26 protein-coding genes, 1 tRNA gene and 1 riboswitch are annotated in these 20,602 nt (G+C 66.6%); of the genes, 12 read left to right on the plus strand and 15 right to left on the minus strand.

Going from position 1 to position 20,602, the window contains the following annotated elements; translation table 11 throughout:
* Positions 1-80: 80 nt before the first annotated feature.
* Positions 81-719 (minus strand): peroxiredoxin, encoded by a 639-nt coding sequence (locus JYG32_RS10465; RefSeq protein ID WP_213263512.1) that lies wholly within the window; start codon positions 717-719, stop codon positions 81-83.
* Positions 720-1,037: 318 nt separating this feature from the next.
* On the opposite strand from JYG32_RS10465, the gene JYG32_RS10470 reads away from it, so the two are divergent.
* The 3 genes from JYG32_RS10470 (at position 1,038) to JYG32_RS10480 (ending at position 2,341) form a co-directional block, all read left to right on the plus strand.
* Positions 1,038-1,340 carry a DUF883 family protein gene (locus JYG32_RS10470; protein WP_048242877.1) on the plus strand — a complete coding sequence of 101 codons (303 nt, stop codon included), beginning with the start codon at positions 1,038-1,040 and terminating at the stop codon, positions 1,338-1,340.
* Positions 1,341-1,464: 124 nt separating this feature from the next.
* Positions 1,465-1,854: a phage holin family protein gene (locus JYG32_RS10475; protein ID WP_174379826.1), complete on the plus strand. Its 390-nt coding sequence runs from the start codon at positions 1,465-1,467 to the stop codon at positions 1,852-1,854.
* 43 nt (positions 1,855-1,897) lie between these two features.
* Complete coding sequence (locus tag JYG32_RS10480) at positions 1,898-2,341, plus strand: DUF3318 domain-containing protein (RefSeq protein ID WP_213263513.1); 444 nt, start codon at positions 1,898-1,900, stop codon at positions 2,339-2,341.
* 54 nt (positions 2,342-2,395) lie between these two features.
* On the opposite strand, the gene JYG32_RS10485 is transcribed toward JYG32_RS10480, so the two are convergent.
* The 7 genes from JYG32_RS10485 to glyA form a co-directional block, all read right to left on the minus strand.
* On the minus strand, positions 2,396-2,842 hold the full coding sequence (locus JYG32_RS10485) for a type IV pilin protein (RefSeq protein ID WP_213263514.1): 447 nt from the start codon (positions 2,840-2,842) through the stop codon (positions 2,396-2,398).
* On the minus strand, positions 2,839-3,312 hold the full coding sequence (locus JYG32_RS10490; RefSeq protein ID WP_433960823.1) for a hypothetical protein: 474 nt from the start codon (positions 3,310-3,312) through the stop codon (positions 2,839-2,841). The genes JYG32_RS10485 and JYG32_RS10490 overlap by 4 nt, the downstream gene beginning before the upstream one ends.
* A gap of 191 nt (positions 3,313-3,503) precedes the next feature.
* Positions 3,504-4,346, minus strand: a complete 843-nt coding sequence (locus JYG32_RS10495; protein ID WP_174379829.1) for a PilW family protein — start codon at positions 4,344-4,346, stop codon at positions 3,504-3,506.
* Entirely contained in the window at positions 4,336-4,743 is a 408-nt protein-coding gene (locus tag JYG32_RS10500) for a type IV pilus modification PilV family protein (RefSeq protein ID WP_174379830.1), read from the minus strand. The genes JYG32_RS10495 and JYG32_RS10500 overlap by 11 nt, the downstream gene beginning before the upstream one ends.
* Positions 4,743-5,306: a GspH/FimT family pseudopilin gene (locus JYG32_RS10505; protein WP_174379831.1), complete on the minus strand. Its 564-nt coding sequence runs from the start codon at positions 5,304-5,306 to the stop codon at positions 4,743-4,745. The genes JYG32_RS10500 and JYG32_RS10505 overlap by 1 nt, the downstream gene beginning before the upstream one ends.
* A gap of 153 nt (positions 5,307-5,459) precedes the next feature.
* Positions 5,460-5,939 carry a transcriptional regulator NrdR gene (nrdR, locus tag JYG32_RS10510; RefSeq protein ID WP_006476792.1) on the minus strand — a complete coding sequence of 160 codons (480 nt, stop codon included), beginning with the start codon at positions 5,937-5,939 and terminating at the stop codon, positions 5,460-5,462.
* Positions 5,940-5,945: 6 nt separating this feature from the next.
* The gene (gene glyA / locus JYG32_RS10515; protein ID WP_213263515.1) at positions 5,946-7,193 is read right to left on the minus strand and encodes a serine hydroxymethyltransferase; all 1,248 of its coding nucleotides are present in this window, start codon (positions 7,191-7,193) and stop codon (positions 5,946-5,948) included.
* A gap of 137 nt (positions 7,194-7,330) precedes the next feature.
* Positions 7,331-7,431: riboswitch (ZMP/ZTP riboswitch) on the minus strand.
* 180 nt (positions 7,432-7,611) lie between these two features.
* On the opposite strand from glyA, the gene JYG32_RS10520 reads away from it, so the two are divergent.
* From JYG32_RS10520 to JYG32_RS10560, 9 genes are all read left to right on the plus strand, one after another.
* On the plus strand, positions 7,612-8,358 hold the full coding sequence (locus JYG32_RS10520) for an SDR family NAD(P)-dependent oxidoreductase (RefSeq protein WP_174379833.1): 747 nt from the start codon (positions 7,612-7,614) through the stop codon (positions 8,356-8,358).
* A gap of 104 nt (positions 8,359-8,462) precedes the next feature.
* Positions 8,463-8,948 carry a tol-pal system-associated acyl-CoA thioesterase gene (ybgC, locus tag JYG32_RS10525; protein WP_174379892.1) on the plus strand — a complete coding sequence of 162 codons (486 nt, stop codon included), beginning with the start codon at positions 8,463-8,465 and terminating at the stop codon, positions 8,946-8,948.
* 130 nt (positions 8,949-9,078) lie between these two features.
* On the plus strand, positions 9,079-9,756 hold the full coding sequence (tolQ, locus tag JYG32_RS10530) for a protein TolQ (protein ID WP_059608333.1): 678 nt from the start codon (positions 9,079-9,081) through the stop codon (positions 9,754-9,756).
* Positions 9,757-9,766: 10 nt separating this feature from the next.
* A complete protein-coding gene (gene tolR, locus JYG32_RS10535; protein WP_174379834.1) occupies positions 9,767-10,216 on the plus strand; it encodes a protein TolR in 450 nt (149 codons plus the stop codon).
* Positions 10,213-11,262, plus strand: a complete 1,050-nt coding sequence (tolA, locus tag JYG32_RS10540; protein ID WP_174379835.1) for a cell envelope integrity protein TolA — start codon at positions 10,213-10,215, stop codon at positions 11,260-11,262. Before tolR ends, tolA begins: the two co-directional genes overlap by 4 nt.
* A 111-nt stretch (positions 11,263-11,373) precedes the next feature.
* Positions 11,374-12,669: a Tol-Pal system beta propeller repeat protein TolB gene (gene tolB / locus JYG32_RS10545; RefSeq protein WP_174379836.1), complete on the plus strand. Its 1,296-nt coding sequence runs from the start codon at positions 11,374-11,376 to the stop codon at positions 12,667-12,669.
* A 17-nt stretch (positions 12,670-12,686) separates the two neighbouring features.
* Positions 12,687-13,196, plus strand: coding sequence for a peptidoglycan-associated lipoprotein Pal (gene pal / locus JYG32_RS10550; protein ID WP_034182820.1), 510 nt, complete (start codon positions 12,687-12,689; stop codon positions 13,194-13,196).
* A gap of 19 nt (positions 13,197-13,215) precedes the next feature.
* Positions 13,216-13,965, plus strand: a complete 750-nt coding sequence (ybgF, locus tag JYG32_RS10555; RefSeq protein WP_174379837.1) for a tol-pal system protein YbgF — start codon at positions 13,216-13,218, stop codon at positions 13,963-13,965.
* A gap of 131 nt (positions 13,966-14,096) precedes the next feature.
* Positions 14,097-14,173 (plus strand) — tRNA-Lys (locus JYG32_RS10560).
* Between the two features lie 217 nt (positions 14,174-14,390).
* On the opposite strand, the gene JYG32_RS10565 is transcribed toward JYG32_RS10560, so the two are convergent.
* The 7 genes from JYG32_RS10565 to yiaA form a co-directional block, all read right to left on the minus strand.
* The gene (locus tag JYG32_RS10565; RefSeq protein WP_174379838.1) at positions 14,391-15,335 is read right to left on the minus strand and encodes a fatty acid desaturase family protein; all 945 of its coding nucleotides are present in this window, start codon (positions 15,333-15,335) and stop codon (positions 14,391-14,393) included.
* Entirely contained in the window at positions 15,335-15,952 is a 618-nt protein-coding gene (locus tag JYG32_RS10570) for a phosphatase PAP2 family protein (RefSeq protein ID WP_213263516.1), read from the minus strand. Before JYG32_RS10570 ends, JYG32_RS10565 begins: the two co-directional genes overlap by 1 nt.
* Positions 15,949-17,106: a hypothetical protein gene (locus tag JYG32_RS10575; protein ID WP_213265415.1), complete on the minus strand. Its 1,158-nt coding sequence runs from the start codon at positions 17,104-17,106 to the stop codon at positions 15,949-15,951. Before JYG32_RS10575 ends, JYG32_RS10570 begins: the two co-directional genes overlap by 4 nt.
* Complete coding sequence (locus tag JYG32_RS10580) at positions 17,103-17,852, minus strand: hypothetical protein (RefSeq protein WP_213263517.1); 750 nt, start codon at positions 17,850-17,852, stop codon at positions 17,103-17,105. Before JYG32_RS10580 ends, JYG32_RS10575 begins: the two co-directional genes overlap by 4 nt.
* Positions 17,849-18,865, minus strand: a complete 1,017-nt coding sequence (locus JYG32_RS10585) for a hypothetical protein (RefSeq protein WP_213263518.1) — start codon at positions 18,863-18,865, stop codon at positions 17,849-17,851. The genes JYG32_RS10580 and JYG32_RS10585 overlap by 4 nt, the downstream gene beginning before the upstream one ends.
* Before the next feature lie 66 nt (positions 18,866-18,931).
* Positions 18,932-19,996 (minus strand): glycosyltransferase, encoded by a 1,065-nt coding sequence (locus JYG32_RS10590; RefSeq protein WP_174379842.1) that lies wholly within the window; start codon positions 19,994-19,996, stop codon positions 18,932-18,934.
* Positions 19,997-20,134: 138 nt separating this feature from the next.
* Entirely contained in the window at positions 20,135-20,578 is a 444-nt protein-coding gene (gene yiaA / locus JYG32_RS10595; RefSeq protein ID WP_174379843.1) for an inner membrane protein YiaA, read from the minus strand.
* Positions 20,579-20,602 lie beyond the last annotated feature (24 nt).

Consider the following 20,602-nt stretch of genomic DNA (forward strand, 5'->3'; position numbering starts at 1 on the left):
CGACTGCCGGGCGGGCCGCTTTTTCATCGGTCCGCGATCCGGGCCGCCGGCCCGGACCCGCGTTCTCACGCAGCCGTTGCTTACTTGTTCGGCTGCGGCGTGAGGCGCAGATACGGACGCACCGCGTTGAAGCCCTTCGGGAAACGCTTCTTCAGCTCTTCCGGATCCTGCAGCGACGGCACGATCACGACGTCGTCGCCGTCCTTCCAGTTGCCGGGCGTCGCGACCTTGTAGTTGTCGGTCAGTTGCAGCGAGTCGATCACGCGCAGCACTTCGTCGAAGTTGCGCCCCGTGCTGGCCGGATAGGTGATGGTGAGCCGCACCTTCTTGTTCGGGTCGATCACGAACAGCGAGCGCACCGTCAGCGTTTCGTTCGCATTCGGGTGGATCATGTCGTACAACTGCGAAACCTTGCGGTCCCCATCGGCGATGATCGGGAAGCCGACGACCGTCGACTGCGTTTCGTTGATGTCGTTGATCCAGCCCTTGTGCGATTCGACGTCGTCGACCGACAGCGCGATGACCTTCACGTTGCGTTTCTCGAATTCGCCCTTCAGCTTCGAGGTCAGCCCGAGCTCCGTCGTGCACACCGGCGTGTAGTCGGCCGGGTGAGAGAACAGAACGCCCCAGCTGTCGCCGAGCCACTCGTGAAACTTGATGGAGCCCAGGCTCGATTCCTGCTCGAAATCCGGTGCGATGTCGCCAAGACGCAGACTCATGATGTTCCCTCCTCGAACGATGCTGGTTGAAATCGCGCGCTGGACAGCGCGGGACAGTCCGTCAGCTTACGGGAAGCAATGGGCGGTGCGAACGATTATTCCGTTTGATATTCATACTTTTTTGTCATTTTTGCCCGGTGTCGGGGCAGGACGGACGACCATGACGGAAACTTTTCACCCCGTTTGCCGCTCTGTTCATGATTACAAGTCGTTTACCATGCGGTCTTGCACTGCCGCCGTGTGTCTTCCCGGCTCGCCAGCAAGCAGGCGTTTCGCTACGATATGAACCTGCAGCATGACAGCATGAAGGGAGTTGCAATGTCGGAAATCAACAAGGAGAAACTGATGTCGGATATCAAAACCGTTCTCGCGGACGCCGAAGACCTGCTCAAGCAAGCCGCCAGCAGCACGGGCGACCGTGCGGCCGAGCTGCGCGAGAAGGCCATGTCGCGCCTGAAGCAGGCCAAGGACAAGGCCGCCGACGTCCAGGTCGTGGTCGTCGAGAAAGGCAAGAAGGCCGCTCGCGCGACCGACGATTACGTGCACGAGCATCCGTGGACGTCGATCGGCGTTGCAGCCGGCGTCGGCGTGCTGGTCGGTCTGCTGATCAACCGCAAGTAACGCGCGCTGCGCCGTTCCGTCCCGTGGGCCGCGTCGCGCGGCGCACGGGCGTCGAAGCCAGCCGGCGGTCTGCCGCCGGCCGGCTTTGCCATAGCTGCTCACTGCACGCGCAAGCATCTCACCCATGACGACAGACACCACCTCGCAGCCGTCCGGCCAAGGACCGCTGCGCCGCCTCGTCGGCTCCGCGATCGGGCTTCTGCAAACGCGCCTCGAACTGGTGGGCATCGAGCTTGCCGAGGAGAAGGAACGCCTGATGGGCGTGCTGTTCCTCGGGCTCGCCGCAATGATGCTCGCGACGATGGCGCTCATCAGCCTGACCGTGCTCGTCGCGATCGCGTTCTGGGATACCTATCGCTGGCAGTCGCTCGCGGCGATCACCGCGCTGTATGCCGCAGGCGGCATCGTATGCGCGCTGAAGGCGCGCTCGGGCTTCCGCGATGCGCCGACCGTGTTCGAAGCGACGCTCGCCGAACTCGAGAAAGACCGCGAACTGTTCCGCGGCAAGCCGTGAACGCAGTCGTGTTCACCCTTCCCACCTACTTCGCCGACGCGCCATGAGCCAGAACGTCACGGGCAATTCACCCCGCCCCCATTCGTCGCGATCGAACTGGAGCGCCTCGCAGCATCGCGCGCTCCGCAAGGAATTGCTGATCCTGCGATCCGAAGTCGAGCGGCTCGAACTCGCGGAAGCCGCCGGCGAAATGCGCCAGGCCGTCACGCGCTTCAGTTGGCTCAAGGTGTTCGTCCCCGGCCTTTCCACCAACAAGTTCAGCCAGTCCGCAAAAAACCTGAACGCGAGCCTCGGCCACCTCGTCAACCAGTATCCGATGCTGAGTTCGCTTGCATCGCTCGTGCTCGCGAAACCCGTTCGCTCGCTGCTGCGCGCGAGCGCGGGCCCCGCGCTGAAGTGGGGCACGCTCGGCTTCGCCGCATGGGAGGTCTACCGGATCTGGAAGCAGTCGCGCGACGAGCGCGGGCTCGACGCGCACGACGACTGATACTCGGCGACCTGCGCGCACGGCCATGCACCGTTGCGCGCCTTTCGTCCGCACTCAACGCACACCCCAGCAAGCAGGGCCCTGTACGTCGGCACCATCCCGCCGCGCATTGCCCTTCGTCCCGTCCGAACGCAGCGTGAAGGCGCCGCAGGCATCGTCGTGCATCGGGCCCGTGTCGAGCGGGCATGCTTCCAGTTCGTAGCTCACCGGCGAGTCGCCGCCGTCCGGTCGCCTGAGCGTCAATCGATAGACCGCCTGCCCGTCCGGCGGCGCCTGCGCGAACGCGTCCGGCAACGCCGGCGGCGACGCACCGTCCAGCGTTTCGAGATATTGGGCCGCCCGGTACAGCGCGGACACCGCCGACACGCGATGGACCCGCACTGCATGCTCGCGATACGACGGGATGCCCCATCCGGCCAGTACCGCGACGACCGCGAGCACGATCATCAGCTCGAGCAGCGTGAATCCCGCCGATCGATACGCTGACGCACGCCCGATCATCGATGCACCACCGCGACGCGACGCCAGCGCCGCGCGACGATGCGTCCGTCGCGGATCGCGACCTGGTGTTGCAACCAGACGGCACTCGACGCATGCGCGCCGACGCCACGCGCGGTGACGAGGTAGGCGCGGCCACCGGCCGGCCCCGCCCCGCGCCACGCCTCGATCAGGCATCGCGGCGGCTGCGCGGCCATCGGCCACCCGGCGAACGGTGCGAACGCTTCGGCGGCCGCCAGCGCCGGCGTGCGCCGCCACGCGTCGGGCTCCGCGTGCGCTTCACCTTCGTTCACGTACGGCGCCGAGCCACGGAGCAATCGCGCGGTGCACGCAGCGAGCGCGGCATCGGCCGCGTGGAATGCGATCAGCCGATCCGACAACGCACGCGTACGGCGCGATTCCGTCAGCGCGGATTCGAACCACGTGCCCGTCAGCGCCGCGATGGCCGCACCGACCGCGATCACCGCGGGCAATGCAAGGCCCGCGTCGCGACGCCAATCGCGACCGGCCGACCGGAAGCGTATGCGCGGCGCGCGCAGGCTCGTCGCCAGGGCTCCCGTGCGCGCAGCCTGCCGCGATTCGTCGCTGTTCGCAGCGATGCGCCCGTGCGTGTTGCCTGCCGCAACGCATCGCGATATCTCCCGAGCACACCGCCCTGCTCCGCTCATCGCAACACCTCGCGTGTGTACGTTGCGTGCGTTGCATCACGCAACGTGTCGTCGAATGCGATCGCCGAATTCCTCAACGCGACGACGCGATACAGCGTCAATCGCGCACGACCGTCCCGAGCAACCGCAGCACGACCGTCGCAATCGACGTGACGGGCCGCCTCGCGCATCAGCTCGCCGCGCGCCCGCACGCACACATGCACGGCCACGACATCGCGCCAGTCGTCGGTACGCATCGCATCGGCGTCGACGAACTGCGTGCCGCCGCGACGTAGATAACGCGCGCGCAACTGATCGATTCCCGCCACGACGGGCTGTGGCGTGCCTGGACGGCCACTTCCTTCGCAATACAGTTCGGGCTCGCCCGTCGACGGGCTGACATGCGCATCGAAGCGGTTCTCCACCTGCACCCGTTCGCCCGGCACGCCGACACCCTGCCCGAGGCAATCCGACACCTGACCGCTCACCGTCGGCCACGTCGACACGTCATCGCCGACATACCGGATCAGCAACGCGTCCGACGAAGCGCGTACGGGCTCGCACCGCACCTGTGCGCCGTCGCCCCGCACGCGCGCCATCGAACAGCCGAACATCGGCGGCAACGATGACACGCCTTCGGCATCGAGCGGCCGGAATCCTGCCATCTGGAGCTGCTGACCGATCAGCATCAGCGCGGTGCCGGCCGCATCGCGCATCCGGAACCCGTCCTCCGCGCGCCGCTGCGCAACGCGCTGCGCGTGGTATAGCGCACCGGCCGCCGCGAGCACGAGGAGACCGACGGTCATCGCGATCAGTACTTCGAGCAGCGTGTGCGCACGCATGCGGCGATCAGCGTTCATCGGCGCCAGCCTCCCGAAACGGAATCCGGACACATGACGGCGGCCGTGCCAACGCACCCGCAGCTTCGCATCGCGGCGAAACCGCCGCATTGCCGCCACGCCAGCCGACAATCGCGTACCGGACGCCGCCCGGCCCGTCGTCGAGCGTCATCGCGCCATTGGGCAACGATGCAGCCGCCAGCGCCGCGAGACCGTCGTCGGCTCCTCCGCCAGCGCGCGAGCGCTCGATACGCGCATCGGCCAGCCACAGCGCGCGTTCACGCCAGATCGTCGCCCGCTGCGTGCGCGCCATCGCGAGCTGGCTGCCGGCCACCGCCAGCATCACGGTCGCGAGCAGCGCGATAGCCAGCATCGCTTCGATCAGCGACGTGCCGTGCATGGTGTTGCGCATGGCCATCACGCCGCGTCGCAACGGCCGGCGACAACACGCGCGCGGCCACCGGCCGCAATCCGCACGCAACGCGACGCACGTGCGTCATCAGCCCCGGACGGGCCACGTCGCGGACGCACTTCGAAACGCCGGATTCCGCCGATCGCCTGCCCCACCGGCGGCGCAAAAGCCAGATCGTGCGCGGCGCCCGCGACGGCCACTTCGGCATCGCGCGGATAGCGCCGCAGCACGCGCGACTGCCCGTCGAATTGCCCGCTGACGAGCCAGTCGCACGACCATTCGGCCGGATCGCACCGCTCGCCGGCACGCAGGCAAACGCCGTCGTTCCCGGCCCGACACAGCGTGACGCGCACACCGAGACGCGTCGCCTCGGCACGCGCAAACGACAGCGCCCCGAGCAGCGCAAGCGAGCGCGCCTCCACGCGTTCGCGCATGCGCCACTGGTCGAACGCAGGTGCCGCATGGAGCGCGAGCCCGGCCGCCAGCGCGATGGCGACCATCAACTCGACGAGCGTGAACCCGCCCGAGCGTTGCACCACGTTTTTCAAGGATGGATAGCGCAGTCCCATCGCAGTCGTCCTCCGCCAAGGTGATGCGACGACTTTAGCGATGCGTGCGGACGCACGCCATTTGCCGAACGGCCGACTGGCGACATGCGATCGCGACCGACACAATCGGCGCGAACTGAACCAACGGAGAAGACGATGAACGGACGCAGCGCGTCAGCGCTTACGCGGAGTCTTGGCGGGAGAGGCGCGACGGAACTCTTCGATCACGTCGGCAAATTCGGAAACGTCCTCGAACCGGCGATACACCGATGCGAAGCGGACATAGGCGATCGTATCGAGGCCGCGCAACTCGTTCATCACGAGTTCGCCGAGCTTCTCGCTACGCACTTCACGCTCGCCTGTCGCGAGCAGTTGATACTCGATGCGGGCAACCGCCGCGTCGATCGCGTCGGCAGCAACCGGCCGCTTGCGCAGCGCGAGTTGCATGCTGGCGACGATCTTCCGACGGTCGAATTCCGTGCGGCTGCCGTCCTTCTTCACGACGAACGGCAGGGACAGCTCGACCCGCTCGTACGTCGTGAAGCGCTTGTCGCAAGCCGAGCAGCGACGGCGCCGCCGAATCGCGGCGCCATCTTCGGACACGCGCGAGTCAACGACCTGCGTGTCGTCATGCCGGCAGAACGGGCAGCGCATCGTCGATCAGCGATAGACCGGGAAACGCTTGGTCAGCTCGGCGACCTGCACACGCACGCGCTCGATCGTCGCTGCATCTTCCGGGTTCTCCAGCACGTCGGCGATCAGGTTGCCCACCTGCTCCGCTTCCACCGGCCCGAAACCGCGCGTCGTCATCGCCGGCGAACCCAGGCGCACGCCGCTCGTCACGAACGGCTTTTCCGGATCGTTCGGGATCGCGTTCTTGTTCACCGTGATGTGTGCCGCGCCGAGCGCCGCTTCCGCTGCCTTGCCCGTGATGTTCTTCGCGCGCAGGTCGACCAGCATCACGTGGCTTTCCGTGCGGCCCGACACGATCCGCAGCCCGCGCTTCACCAGCGTTTCGGCCAGCACGCGCGCGTTCTCGACCACCTTCTCCTGGTACGCCTTGAAGTCCGGCGACAGCGCTTCCTTGAACGCCACCGCCTTCGCCGCGATCACGTGCATCAGCGGGCCGCCCTGGATGCCCGGGAAGATCGCCGAGTTGATCGGCTTCTCGTACTCGGCCTTCATCAGGATCACGCCGCCGCGCGGGCCGCGCAGGCTCTTGTGCGTCGTCGTCGTCACGAAATCCGCGTGCGGCACCGGGTTCGGGTACACACCGGCCGCGATCAGGCCTGCGTAGTGCGCCATGTCGACCATCAGGTACGCGCCCACCGACTTCGCGATCTTCGCCATACGTTCGAAATCGATCTTCAGCGAGAACGCCGATGCGCCCGCGACGATCAGCTTCGGCTTGTGTTCCTGCGCAAGCTTCTCGGCCGCTTCGTAGTCGATGTCTTCGTTCTCGTTCAGGCCGTAGCTCACGACGTTGAACCACTTGCCCGACATGTTCACCGGCGAACCGTGCGTCAGGTGGCCACCGTGCGCGAGGCTCATGCCCATGATCGTGTCGCCCGGCTTGAGCATCGCGAAGAACACGCCCTGGTTCGCCTGCGAACCCGAGTTCGGCTGCACGTTCGCGGCTTCCGCGCCGAACAGTTGCTTCACGCGGTCGATCGCCAGTTGCTCGACGACGTCGACGTACTCGCAACCGCCGTAGTAGCGCTTGCCCGGATAACCTTCCGCGTACTTGTTCGTGAGCTGCGAGCCTTGTGCGGCCATCACGGCCGGGCTCGTGTAGTTTTCCGACGCGATCAGCTCGATGTGATCTTCCTGGCGGCGGTTTTCGTGCTCGATCGCTGCAAAGACTTCGGGATCGACGTTCGCGATGGTGCTTTGGGCTCTGTCAAACATACGGTTTCCGTTAAGTGTGTACAGGTTGACCGGGGTGGCCGAGTACGGTGCGCTGCTGGCGGGACCAGCTCGACGTGGCGGAAGAATCCGTGTGACGCGAGGCAGGACAGCCACCGGCGATGCACGCGACGGCGCACAACGGCTGCCCAGGCGAACGGCAAAAACGGCGCCCCGCGCTTCACGGTGGGATGCTCCACCTTGAACCCGAAGGGTTCTATCGCCAGTCACGCAGGGGTGATGAGCGCGTTAGTGTATTGGATGCGTCATGAATAGGCAACCGCACGGCAGCGCGCCGGAAGCAATTGGGGCCAGACTCTGCGCGCCCGTGCCGAAACGCTTTGCCGCCTTGCCGCGGTGCGGCAATCTCAGTAGGCTTGCGGGATATCGCCCGCTAATTTGTCATCGACCAGGAGCAGCAATGATCGTGTTCGTCACAGGCGCGTCCGCCGGCTTCGGCGCCGCCATCGCCCGTGCCTTCGTCAACGGAGGCCACCGCGTCGTCGCGACCGCGCGCCGCAAGGATCGTCTCGATGCGCTCGCCGCCGAACTCGGCGATGCCCTTCTGCCGCTCGAGCTCGACGTGCGCGACCGCGCGGCCGTCGAAGCCGTGCCGGCCGCCCTTCCCGCCGAATTCGCGGCGCTCGACGTGCTCGTCAACAACGCCGGCCTCGCGCTCGGCGTCGAGCCGGCCCAGAAGGCCAGCCTCGACGAGTGGCAGACCATGATCGACACGAACTGCTCGGGCCTCGTAACCGTCACGCACGCGCTGCTGCCCGGCATGATCGCGCGGGGCCGCGGCCATATCTTCAATCTCGGTTCGGTTGCCGGCACCTATCCGTATCCGGGCGGGAACGTATACGGCGCAACCAAGGCTTTTGTCCGACAATTCAGCCTGAACCTGCGCGCCGACCTGATCGGCACGCCGTTGCGCGTGACCGACATCGAACCGGGCCTGTGCGGCGGCACGGAATTCTCGAACGTCCGCTTCCGCGGCGACGACACGAAGGCGGCGAACGTCTACCAGAACGTCCAGCCGCTCACGCCCGAGGACATCGCCGACACGATCTACTGGATCGCGACGCGCCCGGCACACGTGAACATCAACACGATCGAGATGATGCCGGTCGCCCAGGCACCGGCCGGCCTCACGATCCATCGCGGCTGACACATTGCGCACCGCGGCCCGCCTCCGGCCGGCCCGCGGTGCGCTACGGCGTACTACATTCCGTTACGAATCGGTTACGAATCCGGTCGCTGCCTTCCGGTAAAATGCGCGCCATGACTCAGCCTACCCGCTCCCCGGAAGCGCCCTCCGGCTTTACCTGGCCGGTGCGCGTGTACTACGAGGACACCGATGCAGGCGGCATCGTCTTCTATGCCAACTACCTGAAGTTCTTCGAGCGCGCGCGCACCGAGTGGCTGCGCGCATGCGGCGTCGATCAACGTCGCCTTGCCGACGACACGGGCGCGATCTTCATCGTCCGCAGCACGTCGCTCGACTACCGCGCGCCGGCGCGACTCGACGACACGCTGGCGATCACGAGCCGGCCCGGACGCATCGGCCGCGCATCGGTGGAATTCACGCAGGAAGCCTGGTGCGGCGACACGCTGCTCGTGGCCGGACATATCCGCCTCGGCTGCGTCGACCGCAACGGTATCCGGCCCGCGGCCATCCCGCCGGCCGTGCTCGACGCGCTGCAACGCGGGCCCGTCATCGATGCCGGGCGGACTGTATTGTCAACGAAGCTCGCATGAGCGCCGTTTAGACAAAGCCTATGAACTTGCCTTCCTGATTCGATACTAAGCAAGGTTCGGCGCCAGGCATGGCCGGCGCGCCGCGCCGCACGCATACCGGACGCCCCGAAGGGACGTTACTCAAACCTCTATGAACACTTCTCAAGACCTGTCGATCATTTCCCTCGTCCTCAACGCGAGCGTGCTGGCCCAGGCCGTGATGGGGCTGCTGCTGCTGCTGTCGCTGATGTCGTGGACCTTCATCTTCCGCAAGTGGTTTGCGATCCGCCGCGCACGCGCGCAGACCGAACGCTTCGAGAGGGATTTCTGGTCGGGCGGCGACCTGCAGGCGCTGTACCAGAGCGCGGCCAACAACCGCCACACGATCGGCGCGCTCGAGCGGATCTTCGAATCGGGGATGCGCGAATTCCTGAAGGGGAAGGAAAAGCGCATCAGCGACCCGGGCCTCGTGCTCGACGGTGCGCGCCGCGCGATGCGCGCGTCGTTCCAGCGTGAAATGGACGTGCTCGAAGCGAACCTCGCGTTCCTTGCATCGGTCGGTTCGGTCAGCCCGTACATCGGTCTGTTCGGCACGGTCTGGGGGATCATGAACTCGTTCCGCGGCCTCGCGAACGTGCAGCAGGCAACGCTCGCGAACGTCGCGCCGGGCATCGCCGAGGCGCTCGTCGCCACCGCGATCGGCCTGTTCGCCGCGATTCCGGCGGTGGTCGCGTACAACCGCTACGCGCACGACATCGACCGCCTCGCGATCCGCTTCGAGACCTTCATCGAAGAGTTCTCGAACATCCTGCAGCGTCAGGCCCAGTAAGGAGCACGCCATGGCAGGAAGTCCCATCCGATCCAGCATGCGCGGCGGCCGCTCGCGCCGCGCAATGGCCGACATCAACGTCGTGCCGTACATCGACGTGATGCTGGTGCTGCTCGTGATCTTCATGGTCACCGCACCGCTCGTCGCCCCGTCGATCATCAACCTGCCGACCGTCGGCAATGCCGCGCCGCAGGAGCAGACACCGCCCGTCGTCGTCAACATCAAGGCCAACCGCACGATGAGCGTCAAGTACAAGGGCGACTCGGGCGCGACCCAGGAAGACACGATGACGAAGGCCGAGCTCGACAGCTTCATCGCGGCCCGGCAGGCCGATCATCCCGATCAGCCGGTCGTGATCGCGGCCGACAAGACCGTGCAGTACGATGCGGTCATGACCGTGATGTCGGACCTGAAGGCGCGCGGCGTCAAGCGCGTCGGCCTCCTCGTCAAATCGCAATGAACCGGCAGCAATCCCCGCGCAGCACCGGCTACCCGTCTCAGCCTCCTCGCGAGCGCGGCACCTGGCGCGCATTCGCGCTCGCCGCGCTGATGCACGTGCTGCTCGCGCTGTTTCTCTATCACGGCGTGCAGTGGCAAAACAGCACGCCGGCCGGCGCCGAAGCCGAGCTGTGGACCGAGGTACCCGACGTCGCCGCGCCGCGGCCCGTCGTGACGCCGCCTGCGAAGGTCGCGCCGCCCCCTCCCCCGGTGCGCGACGAGCAGGCCGACATCGCGCTGCAGCAGAAGAAGCGGCAGCAGGAAGCGGCCGCGCGCGAAGCGCTGCTCGAGCAGCAGCGCCGCGCGCAGCAACTGAAAACGCAGCAGGAAGAGGACGCCCGGCGCGCGCAGCTCGCGGCGCAGCAGGCTGCCGCGCTCGCCGCGCAGAAGGCCGCGGAACGCGACAAGCAGAAGCAGGCCGACAAGCTCAAGCAACAGCAGCTCGCCGAGCAGCAGAAGCTCGAACAGCAGAAACTCCAGCAGCAGAAGCAGGCGCAGCTCGACGCGCAGCGGGCGGCGAAGGCGAAGTCCGACGCGGCCGCGAAGGCAAAGGCTGAAGCGCAGGCCAAGGCGAAGGCCGAAGCCACGGCGCGCGCGAAGGCCGATGCGGCGGCGAACGCGAAGCTCGACCGCGAACGCAGCGCGCGTCTTGCGCAGATGCAGGGCCTGTCCGGCGCCGGCGAAGGCGGCGGCGAAGGCCTCGCGAAGAGCGGCACGGGCACGGGCTCCGGCGGCAATGCCGCAACACCCGGCTATGCTGACAAGGTGCGCCGCCGCGTCAAGCCGAACATCGTTTGGGGCGGCGAGCGAGCAGGCCTGACCACCGTCGTCAAGATTCGGTGCACGCCGTCCGGTGACGTATTGAGCGCATCGGTCTCCCGCTCCAGCGGGAATTCGGGGTGGGATCAAGCCGTGGTCAATGCGATCCACGCATCGGTCCCGTTGCCGCCCGATTCTAACGGTCGTACCCCGTCGGACATTACGATTACCTTCAAGGCGGCGGAGTGAAAGGAAATACGCTTACACTCCGGGCGTCGCTGTCAGACGGGAACGAATCGGGTATTTTTACTGTCTCTCTGCGGTTGCGCAGCGATCCAAGTCATACGGGAAGCAAGAAGCATGAGTTTGATGACAAAGCTAGGTTTCAGGGCACTCGTGGCCTCGTGTCTGATTGCGGCGGGCAGCGCCGCTAACGCCCAGGTCAACGTGCTGATCACCGGTGTCGGTTCGACCCAGTTCCCCATCGCCACCGCGAATTTCGCGAACGAGGCAGGCCTGCCGCAGCAGGTCACGTCGATCGTCCGCGCCGACCTCGCCCGCAGCGGCAAATTCACCAACATCGACGCGGGCAGCACGCCCGTGCCCGAGACCGCATCGGTCGATCTCGGCGCCTGGAAGGCCAAGGGCGCGAACGCGTTCGTCGCCGGCAGCGTGAACCGCGAAGCGAGCGGCCAGTACAAGGTCAACTTCATCCTGTACGACACCGTGAAGCAACAAAGCCTCGGCGGCCTGTCGTTGACGGCCACCGACACCACGCTGCGCACGGCCGGCCACAAGATCGCCGACTACATCTACCAGAAGCTGCTCGGCGTGCGCGGCGTATTCGCCACGCGCCTGTCGTACGTGATCAAGACCGGTAACCGCTACCAGTTGCAGATTTCCGACTCGGACGGCCAGAACGCGCGCATCGCGCTGTCGAGCACCGAGCCGATCATCTCGCCGGCGTGGTCGCCGAACGGCACGAAGGTCGCGTACGTGTCGTTCGAGCGCAAGAAGCCGATCGTCTACATCCACGACCTGCCGACCGGCCGCCGCTACATCGTCTCCGACCAGAAGGGCAACAACAGCGCACCGGCCTGGTCGCCCGACAGCAACACGCTCGCCGTCGCGCTGTCACTGACGGGCAATACGCAAATCTATACGGTCAACTCGACCGGCGGCGGCCTGCGCCGTCTCACGCAGAGCAGTTCGATCGACACCGAGCCGTTCTACTCGCCGGACGGCCGCTGGATCTACTTCACGAGCGATCGCGGCGGTGCGCCGCAGATCTACCGGATGCCCGCACAGGGCGAAAGCGCCGGTGCCGCGCAGCGCGTGACCTTCACCGGCAGCTACAACACGAGTCCGCGTGTGAGCCCGGACGGCAAGCTGCTCGCCTACATCTCCCGCACCGGCGGGGGCTTCAAGCTGTACGTTCAGGATCTGCAATCGGGCGCGGCGAACGCCATCACGAATACGAATCGCGACGAATCGCCGAGCTTCGCGGCAAACGGCCAGTACCTTCTGTACGCTACCCAGTCGGGTGGTCGCAACGTTCTGGCTGCAGTGCCCTCCGACGGCAGCGCGCCGCCGCAAATCCTGTCCGTCCAGGGCGGCTCCGTTCGTGAGCCGTCGTGGGGGCCCTTCATGCAATGACCACAAGGAGAGTAACCATGATGTCGAATAAGGCTCGTCTGGCCCTGGCCGTGATGATGATCAGCGCGCTCGCAGCGTGCAAGTCGGGCGTTAAGCTCGACGACAAGGCAAACGCGGGTGCGGTCAGCACGCAACCGAGCGCCGACAACGTCGCGCAAGTGAACGTCGATCCGCTGAACGACCCGAACAGCCCGCTCGCGAAGCGCAGCATCTACTTCGACTTCGACAGCTATTCGGTGAAGGACGAGTACCAGCCGCTGATGCAGCAGCACGCCCAGTACCTGAAGAGCCATCCGCAGCGCCACGTGCTGATCCAGGGCAACACCGACGAACGCGGCACGAGCGAGTACAACCTCGCGCTGGGCCAGAAGCGTGCGGAAGCCGTTCGTCGCGCAATGGCACTGCTCGGCGTGAACGATTCGCAGATGGAAGCCGTGAGCCTCGGCAAGGAAAAGCCGCAGGCAACGGGTCACGACGAAGCTTCGTGGGCGCAGAACCGTCGCGCCGACCTCGTCTACCAACAGTAAGTAACGGAAGAATCGCCGTATGACGCACCGTGTAACCTGGCTGCGTGCAGCCGCAACCTTCTGCGTCGTCGGCGCGGCGTGGTCGGCCGCGCCGGCGCACGCCGGCGTGTTCGACGACAACGAAGCGCGCCGCGCCGTGCTCGACCTGCGCAGCAAGACCGACAACCTGGCGAGCCAGTTGTCCGCCGCCCAGCGTACGATCCTCGATCAATCCGGCCGTCTCGACCAGCTTAACCAGCAGGTCGCGACGCTGCGTGGCGAGAACGAGGATCTGACGAACCGGCTGACGACGCTCGAGCGGCAGCAGAAGGAGTACTACCAGGATCTCGACACGCGGCTCAAGAAGTTCGAGCCGCAGCAGGCGACGATCGACGGTGTCGAAGGCACCGTGCAGCCGGGTGAAACGGATGCGCTCAGCGCGGCGCAGCAGCAGTTCCGCAACGGCAACTTCAAGGCGGCGGCGGCTTCGTTCCGCAGTTTCATCGCGAAGTATCCGCAGAGCCCGTACCAGCCGACCGCGCAGTACTGGCTCGGCAATGCGCAATACGCGCTGCGCGACTACCGCGGCTCGACTGCGACGTGGCAAGGGATCGTGAGCAAGTTCCCGCAGCACCCGCGCGCGGCCGACGCCCTCGTGGCGATCGGTACGAACCAGCTCGAACAAGGCCAGAAGGCGGCCGCGAAGAAGACGTTCGAGCAGGTCGTGTCGCAGTACGCCGGGTCGAACGCGGCGCAGACGGCGCAGGGCAAGCTCGAAACGATCAAATAATTATCGTGTCGGGTTGTTGACGGGTCGACAACCCGCCGCTATAATCTTTTGCTCTTTGGGTCGTTAGCTCAGTCCGCATCGGCTACAGCCTGAAGCCGTTTTTCTCGTTCTCGAGCAGTTTTTGAGGACGTGGGGTGGTAACTCAGTTGGTTAGAGTATCTGACTTTTAATCAGAGAGTCGAGGGTTCGAGTCCCTCCCACCCTACCATCTATCTTTTTGATAGTTGCAATTGAAGCCTCCCGCGTGGAGGCTTTTTTGCGTCTGCTTCTTGCCGAGCCCGGCTCGAAAATTCCCCCTCCTGTATCCGGTTGAGTAAGCAAGCATCTGGCTCAGACTCAAACAGTGCGCGCCCCAAGAGGCTACCGCTACCATCGGGCGCTGTAGCGGTAGCGCGTCTCGCTGCACAATCCCCGCCCGCAAGTCATCACACGCTCACGTCGCGCAGCACCGCACCGTATCCCGCGTACAGATTGCCGTCGGGCAACAACTGCCGCTGCGCGAGTTGCCGATGCACGACCGGCAAGTTATGGAACGGCATCCGCATGAACAGGTGATGTTCGATATGAAAATGAATCGCGTGCGGACCGAACAGGAACGTCTGCCACGACCGCCGGACGATCGTGCGCGCGTTGCGGCTCTGGTCCTCGCAGGCCGGCAGCCCCGCGTGCTCGAAGATCGCGCGCACCTGCCCGGCGAGCGGCAACAGCGTGACGGACGGCACGACCCACAACCCGATGTACAGCAGCGGATGTCCGGCCAGCGCGAGCGCACCGAACAGCAAGCCGTTGCCGGCCAGCATCGACGCGACTTCCCACGCCGCATACGCACGCGATTTCCGGACCTTCGGCAACGCATGCGCAAACTCGCCGCGCGCGAGCTTCACGACGCTCGTCACGTAGCCGATCCCGCACGCGTACGCAAGCAGGCGGCCGATCAAGCGCCCACGCGTCACCGGATAGTCGTGCACGCCGAACAGTAACGCGACGGGGTCGTCCGGCTGCATCGGCGCGCGATGATGCTTCAGATGGCCCGCACGATACGTGCGCAGCGACAGCCACAGCGGGCCGGCCGCGAACAACTGGCCCAGCACGTCGTTGACGCGCCGGTTCCGTGCCAGCAACCCGTGCGCACCTTCGTGCATCATGACCGCGAGCGCAAGCTGGCTGCGCGCGATCACGATCGCGGCAAACGCGTACACGAGCGGATGCGGAAACGCGATCGCCACCGCGAACGCAGCGGCAATCATCAGCCAGTCGCCGGCCAGCGCCGCGCCGACTCGCGACGCACTCACGCGAAACAGCGCGGGATCGGGCACGAACTGCGCAAGCCCGGCGTTCTGGTCGCCATGATGAACATGAGCATCCGTCATCACGCGAGCCTCCTGCGCAGCGAACGCCGCCCCACCCACAGCGCACTGACCATTGCGAGCGCCACGCCGCCCAGCACGTCGGCGACCGTATGCTGCTTGAGCGTCAGCGTCGACACACAGATCAGCAGACCGATCGCTGTCGCCACGATCCGGCGTCGGTCCGCGAGCATCCGGCAGGCGAGGCACGTCACCGCGACATGCAGGCTCGGAAAGCCGTTGGCCGCGAGATCGAGCTGCCACATGCGCGCGAGACGGTGACGCACGAACGTATTGCCGATCTCCGCGACGTCCGGCCGCGGCACCGCTTCCGGAAACAGCAGGAAGCAGACGACACCGAGCACGAACGCGATCGGCACGGCCTCCTTGAACGCGGCGAACGCGGACGGTCGAGCATATGCGGCAAGCGCAATCACGAATGGAAAGAAGCCGACATAGACGAACCACGACCATGCGATGAACGGAATCCGCGCATCGAGCGCCGTGGCCAACACGTAGCGCGGGATGACGCTGCGCTCCAGCAGAAAGAAGATCGCGAGGCCCGCGGCCATGCCGAACGTCGCGGCCAGCATCTGCCGGATATCGGGCCGGCGATCGTCACGAAGCAACAATGTATTCATCGCGGCGCCGGCGCTTCGCATCGGGGATCCGCATCGATCGTCCGCGCATGCGGACGCAGCGCGAGGATGCGCGACGTCCACGCATCGACGCGCGCACGCGCATGCTCGCGGCCGGCAATCGTTCCTGCCGGCGTGCCCGGATTGCGCATCAGGTCGGCTGCCGCCTGCCCGACGTCCTGCCGGAACGCGGCCGCATCGCCGCGCCACGTGACGATGCGATGGACGAGTTGCAGCCGTGCCGCGCGCGCGGCGTTGCTCGCCTGCTCGGGTTGATCGGACAGCACAAGCAGGATCGGGCGTCGATACACGCGGGCGATCGACAGCGCGGCCATTCCGGGTGCCGATACGATCAGCGGCGCATGTGCGGCACGGGTCGCCCAGTCGGCGTCGACACCGGTCCAGCCGTCGTGCCCGACGTAACCCTCGCCCGCGCGGTGCGCGGCGAGCCCCGCGTCGCGCATGCCGGCCGACAGCGCATCGGCGAGCACGACATCACGGAAGTGCGGATTCAGATAAACGGCGGCGGCCGCCGGCTCCGAAGCCGGCAGTTCGGCGACGACCGGCACCGGCGTCGGCAACCGGCAATGCCCGCTCGATCGCTGCCCATCGTCGGTCACCTCGTACGCAAAATCGTGCTCGATGCAGCACCGCGCCGAATCGATCTGCCAGTCGACTATCCGCGCAAACGCACGCGCCAGCGCGCGCGGCAGCCGCGCATCAAAATTCGCAGTCAGCGCGCGGCGCAGGCTCCCGCCATACACATGAACGATCCGGCGCCGCCATCCCGGCATTGCGCCCATGAACAGCAGCGCCGGATGAAACGAGTCGTTGATCACGAGATCGGCATCGCGAACGATCGCACGCAGCCGCGCGATATCGCACAGCATGCGCGTCGGCCTGAACACGTAGTGCGCGACATTGCGATCGGTCGCATCGCGCAGCATGTTCTGCCGTTCGTCGAACTGCACCGCGTAGTGACGAGACAGCACGTCCGCATCGATGCCGAATGCGGACAGGAATGCCTGCCCCGCATCGGACGTCGTCAGCACGTCGACCTGCACGCCTGCCGTGCGCAACGCATGCACGAGCAGTTGCGCGCGCATCAGGTGGCCGCGCGCGTCGGCCGTCGCGAGATAGACGATCCGCGGCATCATGCGCGCGGACGAAGCGACTGGATCCATCCGGCCGCGTACATTGCCAGCGCACCCGTCACGCCGAAACCGGCTTCGATCGCGCGGATCTCGTCCAGCAACGCGGCGAGATGCGTAGCCTCCGACGGTGCGACGAGACGGCGCAGCGTATCCGAACAGAGCCGGACGTGCCGCGTCTCGTCGGCGAGCACACGCGCGAGCAGCGGATACAGCGGATGCGTATCGCCGATCGTCGCGCAGTGACGCGCGAGCACGCGCATCGCCATCTGCTCCGCGCACAGCCCGGTCGCATAGGCCGGCACGAGCACGCCTTGCGCGAACTGCGGCGCGTAGCGCTGCGCGAGCCGTCGCCATCGCAGGATCTTGCGCCGGCTCAGCCAGTCGGGCTCGTGCGGCGCCGTCAAAGCCGCGACACCGCGCAGGCGCAGTGCATCGGCAAACGCGGCTGCGTGGCGGCGCTCGTCCGCGAGATGCTGCTCGATCCGCGGCGCGAGCCAGTCCGGCGGCTGTCCGGTCCAGTCCTCGTGCAACGCACACTCGGTCGCTTCTTCGCCGATCAGGTACATGCGCAGCATCCAGCACTCTCCATGCGTGCTGCGATGAAGCTGCCGGATCGCCGCCCGCTTGATGCGATCGACGAGATACGCGCGCACCCGCGCCGCGCCGTGCGGCACGGGCGCGTCGAGACAATCGAAGCGCTCGCCGTGCGCCGCCTGCGGCGACGCGGGCAGTTCGCCTGCCGCGGTCATGCCGGCACGCCCCGCGCGGACGCGGATTTCGTCGCGGATGCCGCAGCAGCAGCCGGATCGCGACGCCAGCCGAGGATCAGGCCGACGAAGCTTTCCTGAATGAACGCATGCGCGGACGCGGCCGCCCCCGCGAATGCCTCCTCGCGGCCGTTTACGCGCAGATAGCCGTTGCCGTCGCGCGCGCCGAATTCGATCCGGTCGTTCTTCCTGAAGCCGCGCTCGCGCACCTCTTTCAAAAGCGCACTGCCGTCGAGACCGAACAGGAACAGTTCGCGCTGCGCGACCCACACCGGAATGTGATTGCTCAGCGCATCGAAACGAATCGACCACGTGCCGGACGCGAGTGCGCAATCGACGTCCGCATCGCGCGGCGCGTTCGACGTGAAGCTCGCACGCGCGACCGACTTCGTCAGGCCGCCGACGCCGAGCGCGATCGTGATGTCGTCGGCAGATGGCTGCCTCGGATCGGTCGCACTCACCTTCACGAGATGTCGCGCGAGCCGCGATGCCAGCGACGGATGCGCGAACAGCGCAAGCGTTTCGTCCGGCGTCAGCACGTCGCGCTCGCCGTCGCTCTCCTTCACGCGCACACGATACGGATCGATCCGGACATCGGTGAACTTGCCGTGCACCGGCGCATGGACATACACGTCGCGATCCCATTTCGCACCGTCGCGACGCAGCAGCAGGTGCACGCTCAACGGCACGCGCCGGCCGTCGCCGTCGACGCCCGTGCCCTGCAGCAGCACGTCGCCGAGCACGTCCTTCGTGCGGCGATTCGCATCGCTCGAAAAGACGATCGCGTGCGCGTCGGTATCGATGCTCGCGTGAACGTCGGACGCATCGAGCGCGACGCGATTGCAGTCCGTCGCGGCCGCGTTCGCGAACGGGCAGCCGCTTTGCGACGCGAAGTGGAAGATCCCGCGCCCCGCGTGATCGACCGGCGCGGCATGGGCGCCGGCGCTGGCGGCAAACAGGGCGAGGCAGGCAACACGGGTGGCGAATGAAGGCATGGTCGTCGTCGGGATGGATGCAGCGTGTCGGAGTGACGTGGCAGCGCCGCGATGTGCGGCGCCGTTTCAATGACGGTGATAGGACAGCGCTTCGAGATCGCGCCGGGCCGACGCGCGTCCCGCGAGACCGAAACCGCGCGCGAGCGCGCCGAGCGTATCGACGGCGGACGCGGCGATCGTGACGCCGACGGCCGCGAGATAGCGCACGGCGCCAAGCCGCGGCAGTTGCTGGCGATCGAGCGCGCGCAGGCTGTAGCCGAGCCGCATCGCCATCACGCAGAACGGGCCGAGCGGGCCGCTGCGGCCAAGCCACTGCCATTGGCGCGGCAGGTACGCGTTCACGAGATACGGCGTCAGCCCGACGCTGTCCTCGCCGCGCATCCAGCGCAGCTTCAGCGATTCGCGATGCGTATCCGGCAGCCGATGCTCGGTATGCGCGGCGGGTGCGAACTCGACAGCCACGCCGGCTGCCTGCATCCGCAGCCCCATCACCTGGCAATGCGCGCGATAGACGCCGTCGAGCGGCTCGTAGCGGAATTGCGCGAACACGTCGCGCCGGAACGCGACGTTGTTCGCGTAGAAGTTGCGCGTCGCGCCGTCGCGCAGCGGGCTCGGGAAATACATGAAATCGATCGACGTCAGCGCGATGCCGAGCACGTTCGGCGCATAGCTGGTCCGCCCCGCCACCGCGACGGGCGCGTCGTCCGCATCGCGCGCGAACGGCGCGAGCAGATGCTCGAGCCAGTCGTCGGCCGGCCGGCAATCGGCATCGCCGAACACGACGATGTCGCAGCGGGCCGCGTCGACGCGATCGAAACCGTCGTTCTTCGCATCGTAGTAGCCGGTGCTCGCGCCGATCTCGACGAAGTCGATCGGGCGGCCGGCCAGCGCGGCAATCCGCGCGCACGCATCGGCAGGCAGGCCGTCATGCGTGATGATCCATTGCGCGAGTGCCGCGGGCGGCACGGTCTGCTTCGACAGCGCCGACACGAGGCGCTTCAGGCTGTCGACGGCCTGTGCGAGGCCGGCGCCGCCGCGCAGGTTGTTCGTCTCCAGCACGAGCGCGGCTTTCGCCGCCACGGCACGGGCGGCCGCGCGCGTGCACGGTGCGGTATCTGTGAGGTCTGGCATCCTGAATATCTCCATCGTCATGCGCAGCGGCATGGATGAAACGAAAGGCGGGGAGCGTGCGGCGCGCCGGCGAATGCGGGGCGCCGCGGACGTCGTCGCGAAACGGGCGCCCCCGGCGGGCGCCCGCCGCGCGTGCCGTTACTCCTGGATGGGCGGTGCGGAATCGGCGTCGGTATAACGCGGTTTCGCGCTCTGCAGGTCGCGCGTGTTCTTCTGCACGGCCACCGCGCCGAACAGCGCAAGCACGAACGACATCGCGTAGAAGCCCTTCTCGCTCAGTTGCAGCGTTGCGTTGAAGAGGCCGACGATCAGCAATGCAATCGACAGCAGCAGCGCGATCCAACTGAGGCCGTAGTAGATGCCCGTGACGGGAATACCTTCCGCGCGGTCGCGGACGCTCTTTTGCAGCGAGATCGCCGCATAGAGGCCGAACACCAGCACGGTGAAGTAGTAGCCCTTCTCGTTGAGCTGCATGCCGGCGTTCCAGAGCCCAATCAGGAATGCCGCGAAACCGGCGAGCAGCGCGGCCCACGACGCGGCCACGAACGCGAACGACGGCTGCTGGATGGTGGTCTGGTTCATTGCTTTGCCCTCTCTTTCTTCTTG

The organism is Burkholderia pyrrocinia (assembly GCF_018417535.1).
Classification (GTDB): domain Bacteria; phylum Pseudomonadota; class Gammaproteobacteria; order Burkholderiales; family Burkholderiaceae; genus Burkholderia; species Burkholderia pyrrocinia_E.